The 23,911-nt window shown below is 27.4% G+C and carries 24 protein-coding genes and 1 tRNA gene; 21 read left to right on the top strand and 4 right to left on the bottom strand.

What is annotated here, in order from left to right; all coding sequences use genetic code 11:
- Window positions 1–92: 92 nt before the first annotated feature.
- Window positions 93–1,037 carry a mannose-6-phosphate isomerase, class I gene (gene manA / locus IC173_RS07355; protein ID WP_227482861.1) on the bottom strand — a complete coding sequence of 315 codons (945 nt, stop codon included), beginning with the start codon at window positions 1,035–1,037 and terminating at the stop codon, window positions 93–95.
- Between the two features lie 172 nt (window positions 1,038–1,209).
- Between manA and IC173_RS07350 the strand changes: the two genes are divergently transcribed.
- From IC173_RS07350 to IC173_RS07310, 9 genes are all read left to right on the top strand, one after another.
- Window positions 1,210–2,571 carry a Sapep family Mn(2+)-dependent dipeptidase gene (locus tag IC173_RS07350; RefSeq protein ID WP_227432543.1) on the top strand — a complete coding sequence of 454 codons (1,362 nt, stop codon included), beginning with the start codon at window positions 1,210–1,212 and terminating at the stop codon, window positions 2,569–2,571.
- Window positions 2,572–2,658: 87 nt separating this feature from the next.
- On the top strand, window positions 2,659–4,548 hold the full coding sequence (locus IC173_RS07345) for a BglG family transcription antiterminator (RefSeq protein ID WP_227432544.1): 1,890 nt from the start codon (window positions 2,659–2,661) through the stop codon (window positions 4,546–4,548).
- Between the two features lie 14 nt (window positions 4,549–4,562).
- Window positions 4,563–5,018, top strand: coding sequence for a PTS sugar transporter subunit IIA (locus IC173_RS07340; RefSeq protein WP_227482860.1), 456 nt, complete (start codon window positions 4,563–4,565; stop codon window positions 5,016–5,018).
- A gap of 57 nt (window positions 5,019–5,075) precedes the next feature.
- Window positions 5,076–5,393 carry a PTS fructose transporter subunit IIB gene (locus IC173_RS07335; protein ID WP_227432546.1) on the top strand — a complete coding sequence of 106 codons (318 nt, stop codon included), beginning with the start codon at window positions 5,076–5,078 and terminating at the stop codon, window positions 5,391–5,393.
- Window positions 5,394–5,417: 24 nt separating this feature from the next.
- Window positions 5,418–6,680 (top strand): PTS fructose transporter subunit IIC, encoded by a 1,263-nt coding sequence (locus IC173_RS07330; RefSeq protein ID WP_227482859.1) that lies wholly within the window; start codon window positions 5,418–5,420, stop codon window positions 6,678–6,680.
- A gap of 104 nt (window positions 6,681–6,784) precedes the next feature.
- The gene (locus tag IC173_RS07325; protein WP_227432548.1) at window positions 6,785–7,849 is read left to right on the top strand and encodes an aminopeptidase P family protein; all 1,065 of its coding nucleotides are present in this window, start codon (window positions 6,785–6,787) and stop codon (window positions 7,847–7,849) included.
- Window positions 7,850–7,905: 56 nt separating this feature from the next.
- On the top strand, window positions 7,906–9,084 hold the full coding sequence (locus IC173_RS07320; protein ID WP_227855364.1) for a PatB family C-S lyase: 1,179 nt from the start codon (window positions 7,906–7,908) through the stop codon (window positions 9,082–9,084).
- 249 nt (window positions 9,085–9,333) lie between these two features.
- Complete coding sequence (locus IC173_RS07315; protein ID WP_227432550.1) at window positions 9,334–9,531, top strand: helix-turn-helix transcriptional regulator; 198 nt, start codon at window positions 9,334–9,336, stop codon at window positions 9,529–9,531.
- Between the two features lie 3 nt (window positions 9,532–9,534).
- The gene (locus tag IC173_RS07310) at window positions 9,535–9,969 is read left to right on the top strand and encodes a tellurium resistance protein TerC (protein ID WP_227432551.1); all 435 of its coding nucleotides are present in this window, start codon (window positions 9,535–9,537) and stop codon (window positions 9,967–9,969) included.
- 177 nt (window positions 9,970–10,146) lie between these two features.
- Here the strand turns inward: IC173_RS07310 and IC173_RS07305 are convergent, their stop codons facing one another.
- A complete protein-coding gene (locus tag IC173_RS07305) occupies window positions 10,147–11,202 on the bottom strand; it encodes an FAD:protein FMN transferase (protein ID WP_227432552.1) in 1,056 nt (351 codons plus the stop codon).
- Between the two features lie 66 nt (window positions 11,203–11,268).
- Here IC173_RS07305 and IC173_RS07300 point away from each other — a divergent pair, with 66 nt between their 5' ends.
- The 5 genes from IC173_RS07300 (at window position 11,269) to IC173_RS07280 (ending at window position 14,651) form a co-directional block, all read left to right on the top strand.
- The gene (locus tag IC173_RS07300) at window positions 11,269–11,640 is read left to right on the top strand and encodes a NusG domain II-containing protein (protein WP_227432553.1); all 372 of its coding nucleotides are present in this window, start codon (window positions 11,269–11,271) and stop codon (window positions 11,638–11,640) included.
- 40 nt (window positions 11,641–11,680) lie between these two features.
- A complete protein-coding gene (locus IC173_RS07295) occupies window positions 11,681–12,355 on the top strand; it encodes a uracil-DNA glycosylase (protein WP_227432554.1) in 675 nt (224 codons plus the stop codon).
- A gap of 241 nt (window positions 12,356–12,596) precedes the next feature.
- Window positions 12,597–13,436, top strand: coding sequence for a G5 domain-containing protein (locus IC173_RS07290; RefSeq protein WP_227432555.1), 840 nt, complete (start codon window positions 12,597–12,599; stop codon window positions 13,434–13,436).
- A gap of 257 nt (window positions 13,437–13,693) precedes the next feature.
- A tRNA-Sec gene (locus IC173_RS07285) sits at window positions 13,694–13,790 on the top strand.
- 156 nt (window positions 13,791–13,946) lie between these two features.
- A complete protein-coding gene (locus IC173_RS07280) occupies window positions 13,947–14,651 on the top strand; it encodes a ThiF family adenylyltransferase (RefSeq protein WP_227432556.1) in 705 nt (234 codons plus the stop codon).
- Between the two features lie 128 nt (window positions 14,652–14,779).
- Here the strand turns inward: IC173_RS07280 and IC173_RS07275 are convergent, their stop codons facing one another.
- A complete protein-coding gene (locus IC173_RS07275) occupies window positions 14,780–15,616 on the bottom strand; it encodes a ComEC/Rec2 family competence protein (RefSeq protein ID WP_227432557.1) in 837 nt (278 codons plus the stop codon).
- A 186-nt stretch (window positions 15,617–15,802) separates the two neighbouring features.
- Here IC173_RS07275 and IC173_RS07270 point away from each other — a divergent pair, with 186 nt between their 5' ends.
- The 4 genes from IC173_RS07270 (at window position 15,803) to holA (ending at window position 20,317) form a co-directional block, all read left to right on the top strand.
- Entirely contained in the window at window positions 15,803–16,708 is a 906-nt protein-coding gene (locus IC173_RS07270) for a phosphatidylglycerol lysyltransferase domain-containing protein (RefSeq protein ID WP_227855363.1), read from the top strand.
- Between the two features lie 8 nt (window positions 16,709–16,716).
- Window positions 16,717–17,901 carry an enhanced intracellular survival protein Eis gene (gene eis, locus IC173_RS07265; RefSeq protein WP_227482854.1) on the top strand — a complete coding sequence of 395 codons (1,185 nt, stop codon included), beginning with the start codon at window positions 16,717–16,719 and terminating at the stop codon, window positions 17,899–17,901.
- Window positions 17,902–18,030: 129 nt separating this feature from the next.
- Window positions 18,031–19,311, top strand: a complete 1,281-nt coding sequence (locus IC173_RS07260; RefSeq protein WP_227432560.1) for a ComEC/Rec2 family competence protein — start codon at window positions 18,031–18,033, stop codon at window positions 19,309–19,311.
- Window positions 19,274–20,317 carry a DNA polymerase III subunit delta gene (gene holA / locus IC173_RS07255; protein ID WP_227432561.1) on the top strand — a complete coding sequence of 348 codons (1,044 nt, stop codon included), beginning with the start codon at window positions 19,274–19,276 and terminating at the stop codon, window positions 20,315–20,317. The genes IC173_RS07260 and holA overlap by 38 nt, the downstream gene beginning before the upstream one ends.
- Window positions 20,318–20,506: 189 nt before the next feature.
- Here the strand turns inward: holA and rpsT are convergent, their stop codons facing one another.
- Window positions 20,507–20,773, bottom strand: coding sequence for a 30S ribosomal protein S20 (gene rpsT, locus IC173_RS07250; RefSeq protein WP_227432754.1), 267 nt, complete (start codon window positions 20,771–20,773; stop codon window positions 20,507–20,509).
- 541 nt (window positions 20,774–21,314) lie between these two features.
- On the opposite strand from rpsT, the gene IC173_RS07245 reads away from it, so the two are divergent.
- The 3 genes from IC173_RS07245 (at window position 21,315) to gpr (ending at window position 23,908) form a co-directional block, all read left to right on the top strand.
- Window positions 21,315–21,836 (top strand): helix-turn-helix domain-containing protein, encoded by a 522-nt coding sequence (locus IC173_RS07245; protein WP_227855362.1) that lies wholly within the window; start codon window positions 21,315–21,317, stop codon window positions 21,834–21,836.
- A gap of 33 nt (window positions 21,837–21,869) precedes the next feature.
- Window positions 21,870–22,655 carry an alpha/beta fold hydrolase gene (locus IC173_RS07240; RefSeq protein ID WP_227432563.1) on the top strand — a complete coding sequence of 262 codons (786 nt, stop codon included), beginning with the start codon at window positions 21,870–21,872 and terminating at the stop codon, window positions 22,653–22,655.
- A 302-nt stretch (window positions 22,656–22,957) separates the two neighbouring features.
- Window positions 22,958–23,908, top strand: coding sequence for a GPR endopeptidase (gene gpr, locus IC173_RS07235; protein ID WP_227432564.1), 951 nt, complete (start codon window positions 22,958–22,960; stop codon window positions 23,906–23,908).
- Window positions 23,909–23,911 lie beyond the last annotated feature (3 nt).

The raw sequence follows: 23,911 nt of genomic DNA, 5'->3' as shown, positions 1-23,911 counted from the left end.
ATTTAATAGAGTACATTATAAAAAGCTAGGCTATCATAAAAATAAGTTTTTATGATAGTCTATCTTTTTTTGATGTTAATTGTATTTTGTATCTATATGTGAGAACATATGATTTCTAGATTACCTTCAAATCCAAAACTTCCAAAGTTATTTGGTAATATAAAATGCATACCTTTCTTTAAATCATACTCTATAGAATTGTGTATCAATTTACCAACTCCATCTAGGATACTGTACAAAGAAAAAGGTGTATTGTGAGTAAAATCACATTTTCCAAAAATATCTAATTTATAGACACTAAAAAATTCATTTGATACAAATGTTGTACATTTAAAGTTTGGTGTTGATACAATTTTATAATCAGTATCAAAATCTGTATGAGGAACATTTGTAACTTCTATTGATTTTTGAACATGAAGTTCACGTTTATTTCCTAAGTTATCAGTTCTATCATAATCATAAACTCTATAAGTAGTATCTGAGTTTTGTTGAGTTTCTAAAATTAATGTTCCCTTACATATAGCATGTATAGTTCCGCTTGGAACATAGAAAAAGTCACCTTTTTTTATATTAACTTTTCTAAGCAGTTTGTCCCATTCGTTATTATTTATCATTTCTATAAATTCTTCACGAGATTTTGCATTGTGACCTATTATAATTTCTGCATCATCAGAACAGTCTATTACATACCAGCATTCTGTTTTACCCAATTCTCCATTTTCGTTTTTTTGAGCATATTCATCATTTGGATGAACTTGAACCGATAAATTGTCATTGGCATCGAGTATTTTTGTAAGCAAAGGGAATTTATCTCCAGGTGTATTACCAAACAATTCTCTATTTTTCTCCCATAATTCAGATAGCTTTTTATTTTTATATTCTCCATTTTCTATCAGACAATCTCCATTTTTATGAGAACTTATAGCCCAACATTCACCTGTTGTAGGTGATTTTATCTCATAGTTAAATTTATCTTTAAGTGCAGTACCACCCCATATTCTATCCATAAAAATAGGCTTTAAAAATAATGGTTCCATAATCTTGTTCCTCCTATGATATTAAATTTATCCTACAAATAATTATATATAAATAGATTATAAAATCAATAGCAAAAAAGTTTTGTCCCTTGAAATGACATAAAGTATAAGGATTTATGAAACAAGATAAACTATGATATATAATATAAAGGTTTAAATTGGAGTGATAATCATGGAGAGATTTAAAGAAGAAAATCAAAAATATAAAAAAGAATTCTTGAAATTGTTGGAGGAATGGGTAAGTATACCTTCCTTTTATGATAAAAATACTGTATCTAAAGATATGCCTTTTGGAAAAGGTGTATATGATGCATTAAAGTGGTTTGAAAATTTAGGTAGAGAAAATAATTTTACTGTTAAAAATATAGATAATCATGCTGTTTATATTGAATATGGAGATGGTAAAGATTATATAGACATATTTGGGCATTGTGATGTTGTAAATCCAGGAGAAGGATGGGATAGTGAGCCATTTAAGCTAGATATTATGGGTGACAAATTAGTTGCTAGAGGTGTTTCCGACAATAAGGGCCCTATGATAGCAAATTTTTTGGCATTAAAAATGATAAAAAGTCTAAATATAGATTTAAAGAGAAAAGTTAGATTAATTGCTGGAGGAAATGAAGAAAGTGGATTTAAGTGCATAAAGCACTATTATAGCAAAGAGCCACATGGTGTATATGGATTTACTCCAGATGCTAAATTTCCTGTATTAAATGGAGAAAAGGGTGGAGCGATAATAAAGCTAATGCTGGATATAGATGATAAATATCTAGATATAAGTGGTGGAATAGAGTTTAATACAATTCCAGACAAAGTGTATATCAAAAATATTGAAAATTTAAGTAATGATTATATAAATTCTGATTTTAATAATGTTTCAATAAGTTTTAATGATGGTAAGTATATTGTGAATGGGAAAGGTGGACACTCATCTAAACCTGAAAAAGCAATAAATCCCATATTAGATACAATTAAAATTTTAGCAGAAAATCTTGATGAAGATTGGGCAAAAGATTTGTACAGGCTAATAAATAAAGATAATATAGATGGAAAACTGTTTGGCTTAAATGTTGAAGGAAAATGTGGAATTCTTTCAATGGTTCCAACAATAATAAATATAAAAGAAGGAAAGCTTGAAGTAATTTTAAGTGTTAGGTATCCTGAAGTATTGACAGTTGAAGAAATAATAGAAAAATTTGATTTGTATATAAAAATAAATAATATTAATAAATTTAAGTTTATTGGGGAAAATTTAAAGCAAGCAAATTATATAGATGAGAATTCGAAACTTGTAAGACGTTTACATGAGATATATGTAAAGTATTCTGGAGACTCAAAAAGTGTTGTTAGAGTAACCAGTGCAGGAAGCTATGCAGCTGAAATGAAGAATTCAGTAATATTTGGGTGTGAATTTCCTGATGGTAGTTTTGGAAATGTTCATAGTGCAAATGAATTTGCCAGTTTAGATAGGTTTATAACTGCGATAGGTATCTATGCGGAGGCAATAGTTACATTATGCAATAATATATAAATACAAAATGTCCCTTATATAGACATATTATATATACAACTAAAATTTTATTTGATATATAATTGAAATCAAAGAGAAGGTGATACAATGATAACTAAGAAACATGCAGTAATAGTAAAAAGTTTAAGCAATAAAGATGGATATATGACATCAAATGAACTAGCTATTAAATTAGATGTATCTACTAAAACTATTAAAAGATATATAGCAGATTTAAATGGTATTTTGAGTAAGTATGATTTAGAAATAGATTCTTCAAGAGGTATAGGATATAAGCTAAGTGGCTCTAAAACCAACATATCAAAAGCTGTAAAAGAAGCAAATAAATATATAAATGGTTTCTTGGATGATTCTGAAGAAGCAAGGATGTCAAATATAATATGTATGCTGATTAACAGAAATTATATGAGTATAGAAGTAATGGCAGAAGAATTAAATCTAAGTATAGCAGCCATAAATAAATTATCTAGTAAGCTTAAAAGAAAACTTGAAAAGTATGACTTAGTTATAAAATCTAAACCTTATTATGGAAGCTATATATATGGTGAAGAAATTAATATAAGACAGTTGATTACTGATTATGCAATAAAGTTGGATGAGAAGAGTAAAATCAAAGTATTTTTGGATGATATCAGTGAAAACGATATAAATTGCATAGAAAGTATTTTAGAAAAGCATTTAAGAGAAAAAGAAACAATAATTTCAGATAAAGACTTTAATCTTTTACTTTCAAAAATAATAGTTTCTGTGTTTAGAAGTAAGAGAGGTCATAGCAAAAATATAAATTTAATAGATACAGGATATAGATTTCATAATTACAGTTTTATAGAAAAGCTTATGAAAGAAATATCTGATAAAGTTGGATTTAAACTTATTGAAGATGAAGTAATTTATATTTCCAATTATTCTGGTGTAATAGCATATAGAGGTGCACAAGGAATAAAAAATGCAAGTGAAATTGAAGAAAGAATAAGTAGCGTTATAAGTAGTGCTCTTCAAGATATACTGCTTATTTCAGGAAGTGACTATACAAAAGATGAAGAGTTTATGATAGCGATTTCTGACCATATAAAGAGGTTTTTAAATAGAGCAAAAGCTAATATAAAATCTAATAATCCTCTGCTTCATCAAATAAAAGAGAAATTTCCAATAGCTTTTAACTTAGCTGTGTTTTTATCAAATAAGCTAGAAACTGAATTTAATTTAAAATTAGATGAAGATGAACTTGGATATATAGCTATTCACTTTGCTGCTTCAAATGAAAGAATGAAAAAAAATACAAGTAAGAAAATTTGTATAGTTTGTCATTATGGTATAGGCACAGGTCAGCTTCTTTCTGAAAAATTAAAGCAGAATATAAGTGACTTAAATGTTGTAGGTGTTTATCCATTTAGATATCTTGATATGGCAATAGGTCAAGATGTTGATTTGGTAGTATCAACAGTTGAATTAAAAGGATATGAAAAGCCAGTCTTATATATAGAAAATATATTTGATGATAGCCTAATTGAAAACGTAAACAAAGCCTTTTATGAAAAGGAAGAAAGAAGAAAAATAATAAGTAATATGTTTGATGAAAGAGCTTTTTTCAGTATAAAAGCAAATACAAAAGAAGAAGTTATACTTTCGCTTTCAAACAAGTTAAAAGAAAGAGACTTTATAGAAGAAAGCTCAATAAAAAGTATAATAGATAGAGAAAATATTTCATCAACTGAAATAGGAAATCTAGTAGCTATACCTCACACAATAGTGAAGGGAGATAAAAAATCTATAATCGGAGTTGGAATACTTGAAAATCCAATAATTTGGGATAAGCAAGAAGTTCAACTAGTATTTATGGTATTTTTTAATACTAAAGAAAAACATAATTTTTCAATATTTAAATACCTTTACAATTTTATAAAAGATGAAGGTGGAGTAAGAGGAATTATTAAAATATGTGACTTTAATAAATTAATGGCACTGATAGGTAATTAAGGAGGAAATTAACAATGGGAACAAACATATTTAACAAAGAATATGTATTTTTAAATACTGAGGCTAAGTCTAAGGTTGAGGTTTTAAAATTTATAGCTAAGAAAGCTAAAGAATTAAATTTAACAGAAGATGAAAATCTAGTATACGAAGGCTTAGCAGCTAGAGAAGAGCAATTTACTACAAATTTGGGAGAATCTATAGCAATACCTCATACTAAAAATGATGCAATTGAAAATCCAGCAGTAGTGGTACTAAAGTTTAATGATAATGTTGTTTGGAATGAAGGTGAGGACAATGTCAAATTGGCAATAAGTTTGCTTATGCCAGGAAAAAGTAAAGAAAACATACACCTTAAATTATTATCGTCTCTTTCAAGAAAATTAATAAATAAAGATTTTAAAGATTCTCTTTTAAAGAGTGATAATGTGGAAGAAATCGCTAATTTAATAAATGAAGCTTTAGGTTTATAGATAAATACTAAAGTTAAAATAAAAATAATTAATTAAAGTAAATAGGAGGAATTTAAAATGAATAAAAAATTAGTAGCATTATGTGCTTGTCCAATGGGACTAGCTCACACTTTTATGGCAGCAGAAGCAATAGAGCAAGCTGCAAAGGCATTAGGTTATGAAGCAAAAGTTGAAACTCAAGGTGCAGATGGTGTGCAAAATGAATTAACAAGAGAAGACATATTAGGAGCAACTATGATAATACATGCAGTAGCAATAACACCAGAAGGTATGGAAAGATTTGATGGTTGTGAAGTTTATGAGGTTGAATTACAAGAGGCTATAAAGAATGCAGAAGGTGTTATAAAGGAAATAGAAGAGGATTTAGGAATATAATAAATTTACTGTGGAGGAAATAGAATGGCAATCAAGAAAAAAGTTATAAACAGTTCAGGTGCTTCTACAACAGGAGGCAATAACGCAGGAAAAACTACTCCATCTAATCCAACTCAATCAAAGGGAAATGGAAAATGGAAAGAAATTAGTAAACATATAATGACAGGTATATCATATATGATACCAGTCTTAGTAATGGGTGGACTTATAGGAGCTTTATCTCAATTAATACCATATGCAATATTAGGGCTTGACCCATCTGTAGGTATAGTTGATGCTATGAACTCAGGTGAATTTACAGGATTTAAACTTAGCCTTTTAAACATGGCACAATTAATGTCAAACTTCGGGTTTACTCTGTTTGGATTTGCAATACCACTATTTGCAGCATTCTGTGCAAATTCTATAGGTGGAAAAACAGCCCTAATCGCAGGATTTATAGGTGGATATATAGCTAATAAACCTGTAGGTGTACCACAATTCATAGATGGACAATGGACAGAAGTTGTACCAGTTGCATCAGGATTCTTAGGTGCAATATTAATCGCATTTATAATAGGATATTTTGTAAAATGGTTAAATAAATCTATAAAAGTTTCTCATAACTGGTTAGCTTTTAAAACAACATTTTTAATACCACTAATAGCATCATTAACTTGTATGGTATTGATGATATTTATAATAACTCCATTTGGTGGATTAATTAATGAAAGTATGAAAAACTTCTTAACAGCAGCAGGAGCAGCGGGAGAATATGTATATGCAACAGCTTTAGCAGCAGCTACAGCATTTGACTTAGGTGGACCAATAAATAAAGCAGCAGGATTCGTTGCACTTGGTTTGACTACAGAAAATGTACTACCAATAACAGCAAGAACAATAGCTATAGTTGTTCCTCCAATTGGATTAGGACTTACAACTTTATTAGATAAAAGATTAGTGGGAAGAAGAGTATATGATAGACAATTCTATCAAGCAGGAAAAACTTCTATATTCCTATCATTTATGGGTATATCAGAGGGAGCAATACCATTTGCACTTGAGAGACCAGGTTTTGTTATACCTTTAAATATCGTAGGAAGTATAATAGGAGCTATTACAGGTATAGTTTTAGGGGCAATTCAGTGGTTCCCAGAGTCAGCTATATGGGCATGGCCTCTAGTAGATAACTTATTTGGATATGTAATAGGTATAGCAGTTGGTGCTATATTCATAGCTGTAGGAAATGTATTTTACAGAAATAAATTAATAAAGGATGGTAAACTTGTTGTAGATTATATTGATTAATTTATAAATTTTACTATCTATAATAACCTTGGCTGGTAATATTGATTGAAACAATATTACCAGCCTTACCTATATGACTAATTAAGGATGGTGAAGATAAAATTATGAATAAAATAGAAAAAATAAGAAAGTATCTTAAAGAGTATAATGTAGATGGAATTCTTATTAATAGTTCTACCAATAAGTTTTATATTGGAAATCTATTTAGTTCATCAGGCTATGTTTTTATAACGAAAGATAAACAATATATAATAGTAGATTTTAGATACTTTGAAGAAGTTAAAAGAAAATCAGATTTATTTGATGTTATATTAATGGATAAAAATAGAACGTATTTTGACATAATTAATGATATTTGCAGAAATCAAAATATAAAAGAAATTGGCTTTGAAGGAAGTGAAGTATCTTTTGACTCATATAAAAGTATGAATAACAAATTAAATGTAACTTTAAAATCAATTGATTTATCTACTTTAAGAAAAGAGAAAGATGAAGATGAAATAAAATATATAAAAAAAGCTTGTGAAATAGTAGATGCTACGTTTTATCATATAATTGACTTTATAAAAGTTGGTATGACTGAAAGACAAGTAGAAAATGAAATTGTAAGATTCATAAAAGAATTAGGCGGACAAAAAGAATCATTCGACACTATAGTTGCATCTGGTTTGAGAGGAGCCTTACCTCATGGAAAAGCTAGTGAAAAAATTATAGAATATGGAGATTTTGTTACATTCGATTTTGGAGCAAAGTATAATAATTATTGTTCAGACATTACTAGAACTATTTGTATGGGAACTACAAATAAAGAACTAGAAAAAATATATAATATAGTAAAGAAAGCTAATGAAGAGTGTATAAAGGTTTTAAAGCCAGGCATGACTGCTGGTGAAATAGATAAGGTTGCAAGAGATATAATTAGTTCATATGGATATGGTGATAATTTTGGACACAATCTGGGTCATGGTGTAGGTATTATGGTTCATGAGTATCCAGCATTAACTTCAGAATCAAATGAAGTATTAAAAGAAGGCATGGTTGTAACTATAGAGCCTGGTATATATGTGCCAGAACTTGGAGGAGTAAGAATTGAAGATGATGTACTTATAACTCAAGATGGGTGTATGAGATTGACTATATCTACCAAAGATTTAATAGTTGTAAATTAAAAATAAATTGTAGCTAAGTATTTTTATAATAATAAGAAAAGACGAGGTAAATTTAAATGTATAATTTTGATGATAGACCAGATAGAGTAAGTGAAAAGTGTAGAAAGTGGGATTTAAATATTATAAGAGATAAATTTGGATATATTAAAGAAGATTTTGTACCAATGTGGATTGCTGATATGGATTTTAAAATACCAACAGAAATAGAAAGTAAATTTATTGAAGCTGTAAAAAGAGGTGTATTTGGATATACATACTGTTATGATGAATTTTATGATTCAGTTATTGGGTGGCAAAATGATATGCATAAAGTAAATGTAGAAAGAGAATGGATTACATTGACTTATGGAACTGTGTCAACACTTCACTATGTAGTACAAGCTTTTTGTAAAAAAGGAGATAGTATAATATTAAATACACCAGTTTATGACCCATTTGAATCATCAGCTAAAAAGCAGGGTGTAAATGTAGTTTGTAATACATTAGATGTGATAAATGATAGATATTATATAAATTTTGATAGATTAGAATCTCAAATTAAAGAAAATAAACCTAAGTTAATGATGTTTTGTACACCACATAATCCATCAGGAAGAATTTGGTCAATTGAAGAAATGACGAAAGTAGCAACTATATGTAAAGAAAACAATGTTATTTTAGTTGCAGATGAAGTACATGCAGAGCATATTCATTATGGCGAATTTAATTCTATTCTTAAGCTTGAAAGAGAACTTTTAGAAAATATTATCCTATTGACATCACCAAATAAAGGGTTTAATCTTGGAGGATTAAAGACCTCTTATTCAATAGTTATAAATAAGGATATAAGAGATACTTTTAGAAAGAAACTAAAACAAAATTCTATAACTTCTCCAAATGTATTTGGAATAATAGGATTAATAACAGCTTATGATGAATGTAGAGAGTGGTTAAGGAACGTAAATGAGTATATAAAATCAAATTATGAACTTTTAGAGAATTGGGTAAATAAATATGAGAAGATTAAACTAATGAAGATGGAATCGTCTTATTTGGCTTGGATGGACATAAGCAATCTAGGACTAAGTGCAAGTGAATTTACAGATAGGTTAGCTGTCAATACAGGAGTGCTAATAGAAGATGGAAGTCACTTTGTAAAAGATGGAGAAAAGTATGTTAGGATAAATTTAGGAACTCAAAAAGAAAATGTAATTGAGGCATTAAATAGAATGGATTTGTTTGTAAAGTCGTTATAAAAAGTTAGTTGAGTTATTATTAAAAATAAAAAATGTAGGTTGTTTCAAAGATGTACTAAAAAAGATTAAAAAATAAGGTTTATAGACATCAAGATGTAATTCAATTATAAAATTAAATATGTTTAATGATAGGCATTTCTAATGAAATGTCTATTTTTATATATATTTTGTAAAGTTTCCTTTACAAAAATAAAAGCAAGTGGTATATTATAAATGTAAAGGAAACTTTACAAAAAGGAGGCAATCTTTTTGAAAAATCGTGTAGAGGATTTAAGAAAGAAAAAAGGTCTTAATCAAGAAGATTTTGCAAAAATTCTTAAGGTTTCAAGGCAGACGATTAGTTCTATTGAAAATGGAAAATATAATCCATCTTTAGAACTTGCATTTCAAATATCTGATTTTTTTGAAATGTCGATTGAAGAAATATTTTTATGGAAGGAGAAATAGTTCATGGAAAAGAAAAATTTAAGAATAGGAATTGTATTTGTAGTTTTAGGTGTTATTTTCTTGTTTCTTTGTTTAATGAATGGTGATAAGTTAGGTTCTTTGTTTGCTGGACTAGCAGGAGGCTTTGGATTTGGTGGAATTTCTGCCATTTATCGTTACTTTTACTGGAATAAGCATAAAGAAGAATACAAAGAAAAGCTCGAAATAGAAAACATTAATCTTCATGATGAAAGAAATGTTATGTATAGAGATAAAGCAGGAAGATATGCTTACATTGTATGTATGATAATAATTCCTATATCTGCTTTTGTTTTCTCTGTACTAAATGCATTAGATATATACAACTCATTGGTAATAATCATATATTTATTTGTTTTGTGGATTGTTTTATATGTTGTAGGAGTTATTTATTATCGAAAGTTAAAGCGTAATGGGTAGTGTTTTATACAAATCAAGCTATAAATATGGTATATACATAAGTACAATTTGTTTTAGACTACTTAGTATATACCATATTTTATATAAAACTTAAATTTACATTAGTTATATTAGAGTTATTTAAATTTGTATGTATAAATTTGTATGCATAATAGATATAGTTATTATTTAAACTCATTATTTATTGAACTTTTTAATAGAAAAAGCTTTGTCTGTAAGTTTAAAATTATTTTGTATGCCATTAGTTAAATATACTTTTTTATCTTTGGTTATAAATATAGCATCTACATTATCAATACTATTAATTAAATCCATACCTTTTTCAAGTCCAAGTCCAAATGTAGAAGTGGATAAAGCATCACAATTAATAGATTTATCAGAGATTATTGTAACACTGCTTAAGTTGTTTTCAAAAGGGTATCCTGTAAATGGATTTAACATATGGTGATATATTTTACCATCTTTTTCTATAAATCTCTCATAAATTCCAGATGTAACAACAGATTTATTTGTAGTTTCTATATTCCCTATAGATTCTCCATTTTTGCTAGTTGGGTCTTGAATACCAATTTTAAAAGGTTTGTTATTTTTGCTATCTTCTAAAGTAAATATATTACCTCCCAAGTTTACTAAAGCTTTTTTTATACCTTCTGATTTCAAATAGCCTACGATTTTATCAGCAGCATATCCTTTAGCTATTGCCCCTAAATCAATTTTCATATCTTCTTTAGCTAACTTTATAGATTTATTTTTTTCATCTAATATAATATTTTTGTAATCAATGAGCGGCAGAAGTTCGTTTATCTCAGAGTCATTTGGGACTTTAGCCTTGTCTGTTCCAATTGCCCATAGATTGGATAGTGGACCAACTGTTATATCAAAGTATCCATTTGACAACTTAGAGTATTCTATAGCCTCTTGTACAACAAAAAATGTATCATCAGAAACTTTGACAAAATCTTTACCAGCATTATCATTTATTTTAGAAACATCGCTTCCTGGTATATGGGTACTCATCTTGTTATCAATATATCTTAAAATTGAATCACATTCATTTAAAATTTTATCACTTTTTGATTCTTTTATATTAAATATAGTAACTTCATTTACTGTACCAAGGTAATAGCTTGTCTTACTATATTTAGTATTTTGACTTGAACTCCTAAAAAATGAAAATAAAATTAATGCTAAAATCAATATCACAAAAATAAATGTGATTTTTTTCTTATTCATGGTATATTCCTCCTATGAAATTGTGTTATTATCTTATTATAGCATAATTTCATAGGAGGACAAAAAATGAAGAAAAAAGACATTCTTCTTATTTTAGGTGTTTTGATTGTTATCACAGCATGTTATGGAATAATAAATGTTATAAATTCTAAAAATGCTGGAAGTATTGAAATTTATGTAGATAATAAATTGTATAAGACTGTTTCAATAAATGCCAAAGAAGAATTTAAAATAGAAAATAGAGGAGGGTACAATATAGTTAAAATTCATGACAAAGGTGTGGAGATAATAGATGCTTCATGTCCTGATAAGGTGTGTGTACATACAGGTTTTATAAACAAACCAAGTCAAAGTATAGTTTGTATACCTAACAGAGTGAGCATAAAAATAAATACTAATGAAAAGAATGACAATCAAGAGGACATAATTTCTAAATAAAACAATAAATAAAAATAGCTGAAAGGAATTGGTGATAACTATGGTTAATTTAGGAAACGATTGGAATGAATTATTAAAGGAAGAATTTGAAAAAGAATATTATTTAAATTTAAGAAAATTCCTTATAGATGAATATAAGACACGTCAAATTTTTCCTAATATGCATAACATATATGAAGCTTTAAAACACACTTCATATAAAGATACAAAAGTTTTAATACTAGGACAAGACCCCTATCATGGAGATAATCAAGCTCATGGTTTAGCTTTTTCAGTTCAACCACAAGTAAAAACTCCACCATCTCTATTAAATATGTACAAAGAGTTGAAAGAAGATTTAGGATGCTTTATACCTAATAATGGATACTTAATGCCTTGGGCAGACCAAGGTGTGTTACTTTTAAATACAGCACTTACTGTTAGAGCACATGAAGCCAATTCTCATAAAAATAAAGGGTGGGAAATTTTCACAGATAGAGTGATTTCTATTTTAAGTGACCGTGAAGACCCAGTAATTTTTGTACTGTGGGGAAGTAATGCGCGTAAAAAAGTAGAATTGATTGATACAAGTAAGCATTATATTTTGGAAGCACCTCATCCAAGTCCATTATCAGCAAGTAAAGGTTTTTTTGGATGTAAGCACTTCTCTAAGATAAATGAAATTCTCGAAAAGCTAGGAAAAGAACCTATCAATTGGCAGATAGAAAATATATAAAGATAAAAGGTAACAAAATGATAACAAAACAACAATAAACAATGACATTGTTGTAACTAATAGAAATATGCTTCAATAGTTGAAAATACTATGTATGCATATTTCTATTTTTTTGTCAAGTTGACAACTCTTGAAAAAATAGTTACAATTTAGTTACACAAAAAACAAAAAAGAAATTTACGAAGCAGAAGATTACGAAGCAAAATATATAGTGTAAAAAATTTGAGGGAGGAAATTTTATATGAATTTAAAGAAATTGAGTAATGTTAAAGTCTCGGCAATGGCGGTTGTTTTATCAGTTGGAATTTTATCTGGATACTCTGCACTTAATAAACAAGTAACATTAGTAGTAAAAGGAGAAGAAAGAACTGTATCTACATTTAGTTCTAATGTAGGAGACCTTTTGGAAGCCCAAAACATTAGCTATGATGGAAATGATATAGTTAGTTTGGATGTAAATTCAAAGTTATCTAATGGAGATAAAATAGAAGTAATTGATGTTAAGGAAAAAACAGTTGTAGAGACTAAAGACATTCCGTTTGAAGTTACAGTTGTTGAAGATAACTCTTTGTCAAAAGGAGATTCTAAAGTTAAAGAAGAAGGAAAATCTGGTAAAAGTGAATTAGTATATAAAGAAACTTATCACAATGGCAAGAAAGTAGAAAAGGAATTTGTGAAAAAAGTTGTTACATCTGAGCCAGTTAATAAAGTTGTAAATAAAGGAACAAAAGTAGAAATGCAAGTAGCTTCATCAAGGGGAGAAAGTTCAAGAAGGATGGCTTCATCTTCTTCAAGTAGTAGCAGTAGTAACAATGGTAGAAGTATGAGAGTTGTAGCAACTGCATATTCTGGTCATAGTATAACTGCAACAGGAACAAAGCCTAAGTGGGGAACAATAGCTGTAGACCCTAAGGTTATACCATATGGAACGAAAGTATATATACCTCAATTTGATATGGTATTTACTGCTGAAGACTGTGGTGGTGCGATAAAAGGAAATAAAATTGATATATTTATGAATGATTCAAAGACAGTTTATAACTGGGGAAGAAAAACTATAGATATACGTATATTAAAATAATTAAATAATTTATATTTATACTGGAAATTGTATTTTGATTAAATAGAGGAAAAATTCTTTATAGATAATTAAAATATGGTTTCCAGTTTTTAAGTTTATAAATATAGTTATAAATATAATAAGAAGATATATAAATATTAATTGCTATAGATAAAAACTATTTAAAATATGATTTGCTATCAAATTAATCTATAAAAATTGTTGCAAAGAGTCAAAATATATGATATTATAGATTTCGTTGAGAAACGTTTCGTTATGGGAGTGGATGGGTGCCGGTGTGCCCTCTAGTCTTCAAAACTAGTATGAGGGGTTAAGAGCCTCTTAGGTGGGTTCGATTCCCACGCATTCCCGCCAGTATAAAAGGTATCTTTTAATATTAAAAGATACCTTTTTAAATTTAAAAATTATTTTGAGATAATTTAGTTTTAGTAATATATAATATCTAGTATTATATAATGTGAATTTTCTAATACTAATATTAGGTATATAAAAGTCTAGGAGAGTGGAAAAATGGAAAATAACTTTACAACGAGAACTAGTTTTCTAGTTGGAGATGATGGTATAGAAAAACTTAAAAATTCAAATGTAATAGTATTTGGAGTTGGAGGAGTAGGTAGTTTTACTGTTGAAGCTTTAGCAAGAGCTGGAGTGGGTAATCTCACTATTGTTGATTTTGATGATGTAGATATAACAAATATAAATAGACAAATACCAGCATTACATTCAACTGTGGGAAAATATAAAGTCGATGTTATGGAAGAAAGAATTTTAGATATAAATCCTAATATTAATATAAAAAAAATAAGAAATCTTTATAATAAAGATACTAGTAGTGAAATACTAACAGAAAGATATGATTATGTTGTGGATGCAATAGATATGGTAAGCTCGAAGATACATTTAATTGAAACATGTGAAAAAAGAGGTTTAAAAATAATAAGTTCTATGGGTATGGGAAATAAATTGGACCCAACTAAAATAGTTGTTACTGATATACACAAAACAAGTACTTGTCCTTTAGCTAAAGTCATGAGAAAAGAGCTTAGAGATAGAGGAATTAAAAAATTAAAGGTGGTATATTCAACTGAACAACCAATAGAACTTAAAAAGAAAGTCATGAATGGTAAAAAGGTAACACCAGGTAGTGTATCATTTGTGCCATCTGTTGGAGGTCTAGTAATTGCATCTGTAATAGTTAATGAATTATTAGGGTAATAATGCTAAATATTTTATCTATAAATTTTATGGACATATTTTAAAGGCTAAAAGCATCAATATAAAACCATTTTATGTTGATACTTTTAGCCTAGTTCTGTTATGTAGTTACAGTTTTATTTCTTATGTTAAGTGTCTATTTTATATTTGTGTTTTGTAAATATCATTTTACCATCACTATAAAAAACAATATCACCTATTTTATCTGTCCTATAAATTGATATATTGTTTTGTTTTAAATTATTGATAACTTCCTTATGAGGATGTCCATATTGATTTTTATATCCACACGATATTGCGGCTATATCTGGATGAATTTTTTCAATAAATTCTAAAGTAGTTGATGAATTGCTTCCATGATGACCGATTTTTATAAAATTGATGTTATCTAATTTAAAATAATGTAAAATTTCTTTTTCAATTGCTTCTTCAGCATCGCCCATAAATAAAAATGAGGTGTCATTAAAATTTAATTTAAAAACTATTGAGTTTAAATTAGGTTCTTCCTGTATATATGAAGGACTTAATACATATATATTTATATTGTTATCGATATTTAAAACATCATCTCTGTATAGATACTGTATAGATAGGTTTTTATCATTACAAGAACTTATTAGATTTTGATAAGCTTCACTTTCTGTTGATTGTTCAGGCATATAGATGGAGTTTACATTAAATTTTTTTATGACATTATCAAGACTTCCTATATGGTCTGAATCTGGATGCGTAGCTATTATTATATCAATGGTTTTTATTCTTTTTTGTTTCAAGTAACTAGTAACTATATTTCCACTATCTTCATCACCTCCATCAATTAATATATTTTTCTTTGTAGGTGTTTGAACTAAAAGACTATCACCTTGTCCAACATCTATCATATGTATAGATAGTAGAGATTTTTTGTCACAAGCACTTAAAAGTGATATTATAATAAGTATTAATAAAAAAATTTTATTTCTCAATAAAAAATCACTCCAGTCATTACATGTTTATATAATTTTATGATGGGTAATATAAGATATATGGGAACTATCCTATTTTATATTTTAGACAATATAAGTGAAATTAATACCATAACTAAATTGGAGTTTTTATAGATACAAAATAAAATTTTAAAAAATTAAGCAATAAAAAGGTAGGAGGATTTTATGTTTTTCAAAGATATTGAACTAAATTCAAAAAAGGAGCTAGACCCTTATTTTGATTTAGTAGATTATGAAGCTTGTGAGTACTGTTTTAGTACTTTATATATGTGGCAACATGTTTATAAGACAGGATACTATATAGGTGAAGATTTTGCTGTTTTAGTTGGTGAGTATGAAGGAGATAGTTTCTCAATATTACCACTTGCTAAAAAAGACAAACTTCCAGAAGTTGTAGATTTTGTACTTGAGTATTTTTCACATAACAACAAAAAAATATACTTAAGAGGTATTACTACTGAAGTGGTAGAATTTTTAAAAGAAAAATACCCAAATAGATTTGAGTATATAGAAGAAAGAGATTTATTTGATTATATCTATGATGCAGAAAGTTTAAGAACGCTAGCAGGTAAAAAGAATCAAAAGAAGAGAAATCATATAAATTATTTCTTAAAAGAATATGCAGGTAGATATGAAGCAAGATTATTAGAGAAAGAAAACTTCAATGAATGTTTAGTATTAATGAAAGAATGGGAAAGTAACAAAGAAGAAAATAACGAATTTGATGAAAGTATGGATGATGAATTAGTTGGTATCAAAAAGATATTTAACAATTATGATATTTTAAAAGATAAAGTAAAAGTATTTGGTGTATATGTGGATGGAAAATTAGAAGCATTTAGTATCGGAGAGCTTTTAAATAAAAACATGGCATTAATTCATATAGAAAAAGCCAATCCAGATATAAGAGGTTTATATCCATTTATAAACCAACAATTTTTAGTAAGTGAATTTAAAGATGTTGAGTTTGTAAATAGAGAAGAAGACTTAGGTATTGAAGGTCTAAGAAAAGCTAAACTTTCTTACCACCCTTGTAGATTTGTTGAAAAGTACAGTGTTAGGGAGGCTTAATAAACTATATGGAGATTAGGTATGCTAAAGAAGAAGAAATAGAAAGTATAAAAGAAATATGGAGTTATTGCTTTAATGATAGTGAAAGTTTTATGAAATACTATTTTAATGATAAATATAAATATGAAAATACTGTAATAGCTTTAGATGAAGGAAAAATTGTTTCCTCTCTTCAGCTAAACCAGTATAAATTAAGTTTAAATAGTAAGGTATACAATACATCGTATGTAGTAGGGGTTTCCACACTTCCTGAGGGGAGAGGAACTGGCTATATGAGTAAAGTTATTAAATTTACTTTAAATGAGTTGTATAAGAAAGGACAACTAGTATCTATATTAATGCCAATTGATTATAGACTTTATAGAAGGTTTGGATATGAGCATTGTTATGACCAAATTGAATATACTATCAAAACAGATGATTTAAAAACTTTCAAGGCAAATGGAAAAATGATAAAAGCTAATTTATCACAAATTGATGATTTAATTAAAATAGATAAAGTATTTTTAAATGAGGTTAATGGTAATGTGTTAAAAGATGAACATTATTATGAAAACTTATTTAAAGAAATCCAAAGTGAAGATGGACATTTATATATCCATGAAGATAGTGAAAAAGATGGATATGTAATTTATTTTCTTCAAGGAGATAAAATGTTTGTCAGAGAGCTATTTTATAAAAACATAGATGCTCTTAAATCAATGCTTAAATTTATATATAATCACAATACTCAATGTAAGATAGTTACTATAGCTACTCCTATGATAGATAAGATAAGGTTTATATTAGACAATCCTAAAGACTGTGAGATAAAAATAAAACCTTTTATGATGGGAAGAGTTATAAATGTAAAGCAATTTATTGAAGATATAGATATTGATAAGGATATTAATGGCTCTATAAAATTATATATAGAAGATAAATATATAGAAGAGAATAATGGACTATTCAAAATATCTATACAAAATAAAAAAGTAATGTTAGAAAAATTAAATAAAGAATGTACAGATGAGCTTCAAGAGTGTTTTGATATTAAATTAGATATAAATGCTTTAACACAATTGGCATTTTCTTATATAGACATTGAAGAAGCACTTTTATTAAATAATATAAAGGGTATTTCAAAAAAAACAATAGAAATACTTAATTGCATTTTTTCTAAAAAAGATAATTATATAAATGAATATATATAGAAATGAAAATACGTCAAAAGATTTTAATAAATCTTTTGACGTATTCTTTTGTTTATAGAATAATTTCTTTTGTTTAAAAAATATTTATTTGAAAATAATCTAAATAATATGTTTTCTAGAGGAGTGATTATGATTCAAATAAGAAGACCTTTACTAATTATATTAATATTTGTGATAGCTGTATCTTTTATTATCACAAATAAGAAGAAAGAGGATGAAAAATTTAATGATAAGATAATAACTATACAAGGAACAGTTAAAGGAAGACTTGAAAAGCCTAGATATAATCAGTATAAAGTAGGCGCTTTCTTAATAAATGATTACACAAGAACTAAAAATTTGAAAATTGGTCAGAAAGTTAATATTACAGGCAAATTTAAAAGTTTAGCTAAAATGAAATATGAAGATTTTGATTATGGAAGGTATATAAAAAGCACTGGATATAAAGGTATAATATATATAAATAGCTATAAAATTATTGGTAAGAATAAAATATATGACTTAATAGGTAAAGTAAAGTTTTACATAAATAAAACGTATAGATATTTATATAAGAAAAATTCGGATTTTATAAATTCTATATTGTTAGCAGAAGTTGAAAATCTGACAGATGAGCAAAAAGAAATGTTCACCAGAACAGGAACTAGCCATGTAATATCTATATCTGGTCTTCATACAGGCATACTATGTGTTGTAATTGCTTTTTTATTAAGAGGTATAAATAAATTGTATAAATTATTAATATTGTCGATTTTTATATCTTTATATTGTATAATGGTAGGTGCGTCTCCATCTATAATTAGGTCTATAACATTTGTTATGGTTTTCTATTTATCAGTCTTTATTAATAGAAAAAAGGATGGAATATCAACACTGTCTCTAATAGGGATAGTTTTAATTATAAATAACCCCTATGTTATATATAATGTAAGTTTTCAATTATCTTTTTTAGCTACATTCTCTATACTAATATTTTACAATAAAATAAATAGTATTATAAAATTAAGTATGGTATCATTGACAATATCGTCAAATATATTAACCTTGCCTATAATATATTATACATTTAAAGGTATACCATTGGTTTCAATCATAGGAAATTTAATCATAGTACCATTTATAGGTATAATAATGTATTTGAGTATTGCAAGTTTAATAATATTTAAAATAAGTGTAGTAATAGCTAAAATAATAGCTTTATTTAACAGTACATTGATAGAAATCATATTTTTTTTACTAGAGAAACTCAGCAATTTAAATTTTACATATATTGATATAGATAACCCTAAACTTTATATTGTAGTGATTTATTACATAGGAGTATTTTTTTACATATTTTACATAGAAGGAAAAGAGATAAAGGAGCAAGAAAATGGATTACAAGGATATTATAAGGAATATAAAAGATAAAAAACTTGAGAAAATGTATCTTTTTTATGGCAGAGAGTATTATTTAATAGAAAATGCAATAAAAGTCTTTAAAGAGAATTTAAACGAAGGAATGCTCGATTTTAACTTAGATATAATAGATGGAAAGGAAATAGTCTTAAATCAGCTTATAAGCTCTATAGAGACACTTCCTTTTATGGATGATAGAAAAATAGTAATAGTAAAAGACTTTGAGTTACTAAAAGGAAAGAAAAAGAATTTTACAGATAGTGACGAAAAATACTTGATAGAGCATTTAGATAATACTCCAGACACTACTACCATAGTTTTTGTTGTATACGGAGATATTGACAAAAGAAAATCTTTAGTTAAAAAGATAAGTAATAATGGAATTGTTTTTAACTGTGACAAGCTTTCTGATATGGACTTATTTAAGTGGATAAAAAAATCTTTTGCTCTAAATGAAGTTATAATAGAAAACTCTCAGATAATGTATTTTATTGAACAAGAAGGATATAGAGATAAAAGTAGTGAAAAGACTTTATCAGACTTAGAAAACGAGATAAATAAAATTAGCTCATTTGTTGGAAAGGGAAATAGTGTAACTAATGATATAATAGATAAATTATCTCCTAAAAAGGTTGAAAATGATATATTTAAGTTAATTGATTATATTGGAGAGCAAAGTGCTTCTAATGCAATGAAAATATTGAATGATATGATACAGGAGGGCGAATCTGTTTTAGGTATATTTTCTATGATAGCTAGACAGTTTAAAATAGTTATGCAAGTAAGACAATTACAATTAGAGGGATACTCAGCAAAACTTATAGCAGATAAATTAAAAATTCATCAATTTGTAATAGGAAAAGCATTAAAGCAGGCTAAGAACTTTTCTGATGATATAATCATAGAAATTTTAAACTATATATTAGAAAGTGATTATAAAATAAAAACAGGTCTTATAAGGGATACCTTAGCAGTAGAAATGTTGGTTAGTAGATACTGTAAAAGACAAGCAGTGTAAAAAAATTATACATTAATAAAAAATAAATAGCAAGATATGTTATAGTTCAAAGTACAAGTAGGCTAGATTGAGTCTAAGAGTATATAATCTACTATAATATGTCTAACTATTTATTTTTTATTGTATAAATTTCCAAAATAAAAAACCCCTACATAGGGGTTATTATATATAAGAAATATAAACTGGTAATTAAGCGTTCATACCGTTTAACTTTTGAGCTAATTTAGCTACTTTTCTAGCTGCAGCATTCTTATGTATAGTTCCTTTAGAAGCTACTTGGTATATTCTTTTTTGAGCGTATTGGAACTTAACAACAGCATCCTCTCTGTTTCCAGCTGCAACAGCATCTTCGAATCTTCTTATTGCAGTTTTTATTTGAGATTTTCTAACTCTATTTAAAGCAGTTTTCTTTTCGATAACACTTATTCTTTTCTTAGCTGATTTTATATTTGCCACCGTGTTCACCTCCCTGTATTTTTTTCTCATATTCATCGTCAACATATTAGATTTTAACAGAAATAAATCTAAAAATCAAGGATTATTATTTATATATTTTAATAATGTTTTTTGTTTTGATTTTTTAGACTATAAATTATGTATAAATAATTTGAAATATTTTGTTTTTATGTTGATATATTTTGTTCTTTAAATATTTTAATAGATACAATTTAATATTTTATTTTTGTAACATATATCTTGAAATAATACAAATTATTAACATACATTTTGATAGTATTTCCAATAATTATAAGATAATACAAGAAATTACTCATTTTTATGGACTTAGTAATAAATTTTATAAAAATATGAATTTATATGGTTAATATGAAAGTTTTTCTATTAATTAAAGGTAATTTTTTTATTGTTGCAGATAAGCAGAACTATACTATCGCTATTTTTATTACTGTTGACTGTTTAATAGTTTTATATCATACTCTTGTATAGTCTAAAAAAATAGACTATAATAATTTTATGGATTAAAGAAAGGATTGATAAAGTGGATACAACAAAACTAATTTTAAATCCAGCTAGACTCCGAATTTTACAGTATATCAGAATTCATGGTAGTGTTCGTACATCTGATATTGTGAAGTATCTAAGTGATATTCCTCGTGCAACAGTTTACCACCATGTTAAAATTTTGGAAGATAACAATATGATTGAAGTAGTTAAAGAAAATCGTGTACGTGGTACAATTGAAAAAATTTATTCATTAAAGGAATATGCTTTGGATATGGAAGTAGATGCATCTGTTTCACTCTCTACAGCATTTCATATGGGTTTGATGCAAGAAATGAATGAGTATTTTAGTTTGAAAAATCAAGCCCATAAGAAAGACAATGTATTTTTCACTTCAGCATTGTTATATATAACTGATAGAGAATATGAAAATCTTCTTCAAAGTATAGTTGATTTATTAAAGCCATACATAGACCAAGAACCCAAATCAGATTTAAAACTCCGAAAACTCTCAATTATATCTTCTCCACCTGCAAAAAATGATGAGAAGAAGAAATAACAAACATTTTGTTTTTATAAGGAGGTATTATATATGAACTTTCATGAATTTGGGAATAAAAACAATCCACATATCATGCTGATTCATGGAGGTGGGAATGCATGGTGGAATTATTTACGACAAGCACGAGTATTGTCTGAATACTATCATGTAATACTTCCTACACTGGATGGTCATGGAGAAGAATACAAGACTGCATATATTTCTACAGAGGATACAGCAGATAAATTGATGAAATATATAGATGAAGAGTGTGGTGGTCATCTTTTTTCTCTGTGTGGAGTATCTCTTGGTGGACAGATTGTTATAGAGATTTTATCTCGAAAACCAGATATTACTGAAAAGGCAATTATTGATGGCAGTATTTGCTATCCTAGACCCAATATGGCACGAGCTTGTATGATGTCGATTCGATTTTTTAGAGGGCTTTTATTTAGTGAAAAAGCTTGTAGATTTCAAATTGCTATGATGTCAAAATTATTTCCAAAAAACATGCAATATCCAGATGAAATTAAGAACTATTATATGAAAGATATGCCACATGTCAGAAAAGAAACACTCTATGCTATGTATCGTACTTATATGATGAAGTACACACTTAAGGAGAGTTTAAGAGAAACTACAGCACAAGTGATGTATTGGTATGGTGAAAAGGAAATGAAATGTGTAAAAAACTCTGCAAAGATGTTTCAGTCTTATGTACCTTCTTGTAAAATTTATGAAGCTAAGGGATATAATCATGGTTATCTAGCTATTTATTTGCCAAATGAGTGGTTGGAGATTACTGAACCATTTTTTCAACAGAATGAAATGATATAGAAATTATAAAGTTATTTTGATAAAAAGAAATGTATAATGAATGAAAATTTGACAGGAATTTGATAATATGAAATTGATAAATAGATTAAAAGGTAGCGCCTATATAAATAGTTGCTACCTTTTTATATTTGTAAATAGATGATAGTTAAGGAAGTTTACTGACTATTTACTGACCAAACTCAATTTTCTTACATTGAAAGCCTTAATTTTACTTGTTTTAAATAAATTTATAGTTTTTTGTTATAAAATACTAAATTTTGTTAACAATTATAATTAGCATTTAATTTATACTGGAGGTTTATATGATTAATGTAAGAACAGATTTGGCTTTAGAAGCTAGTGAAATGTGTGAAAAATCTCAAGAAGGAAGTAGTATTCCTGGGGTGGAAATAGAAACTAAAGAATTAGAAAATTGTGTTGTAACAAAAGTTGAAGTAATAGATGAACAAGGTTCAGAGATAATGAACAAAGATATAGGAAAGTATATAACCCTAGAAAGTAATCTTATGAAGTTTGATGATGATGAGTCAAGAGAAGAGATGATAAATTATCTAAAAGATGAATTAGTAGATGTATTTGGACAAGACAAAAATAAAAAGACACTAGTAATTGGTCTTGGAAATAGAAATATTACTTCTGATGCATTGGGTCCCAAAAGTGTATCTAAAACACTAGTAACTAGACATCTCTTTAAAAATTACAACAAGGATTATGATGATGATTTTACTGAGGTATCAGCTCTAAGTCCAGGGGTTATGGGTGTTACTGGGATAGAAACTAGTGAAGTAGTGAAGTCACTAGTTGAGAAAGTTAAGCCAGATAGAGTAGTAGCAATAGATGCACTAGCATCAAGAAAAATGGAAAGAGTAAACTCTACTATACAAATATCAACAGCAGGAATATCACCTGGTGGAGGTGTTGGTAATACAAGAAAATCTCTCACTAAAGAAACCTTAGGAGTGGATGTTATTGCAATAGGAGTTCCAACTGTGGTTGACGCAGCAACTCTTACTATAGATGTTTTGGATATGGCAATAGATAATTTAATATCTCAATCAGAAGAAACAGAAAGTTTTTATAATATGTTGAAAAAACTTAAAGAGGAAGAAAAATATCATCTAATAAAAGATTCGTTAGATCCATATGATAAGAACTTAATCGTAACACCAAAAGATATAGATGATACAATTGAAAATCTATCTATAATAATAAGTGAAGGTCTGAATAGGTCTTTACATCCAGGTAGATTGTAAAAT

This window comes from Clostridioides sp. ES-S-0048-02, from assembly GCF_020658495.1.
Lineage (GTDB): Bacteria > Bacillota > Clostridia > Peptostreptococcales > Peptostreptococcaceae > Clostridioides.
Note: the sequence above shows the minus strand (reverse complement) of the source record. Positions and strands in the feature narration are given on the sequence as shown.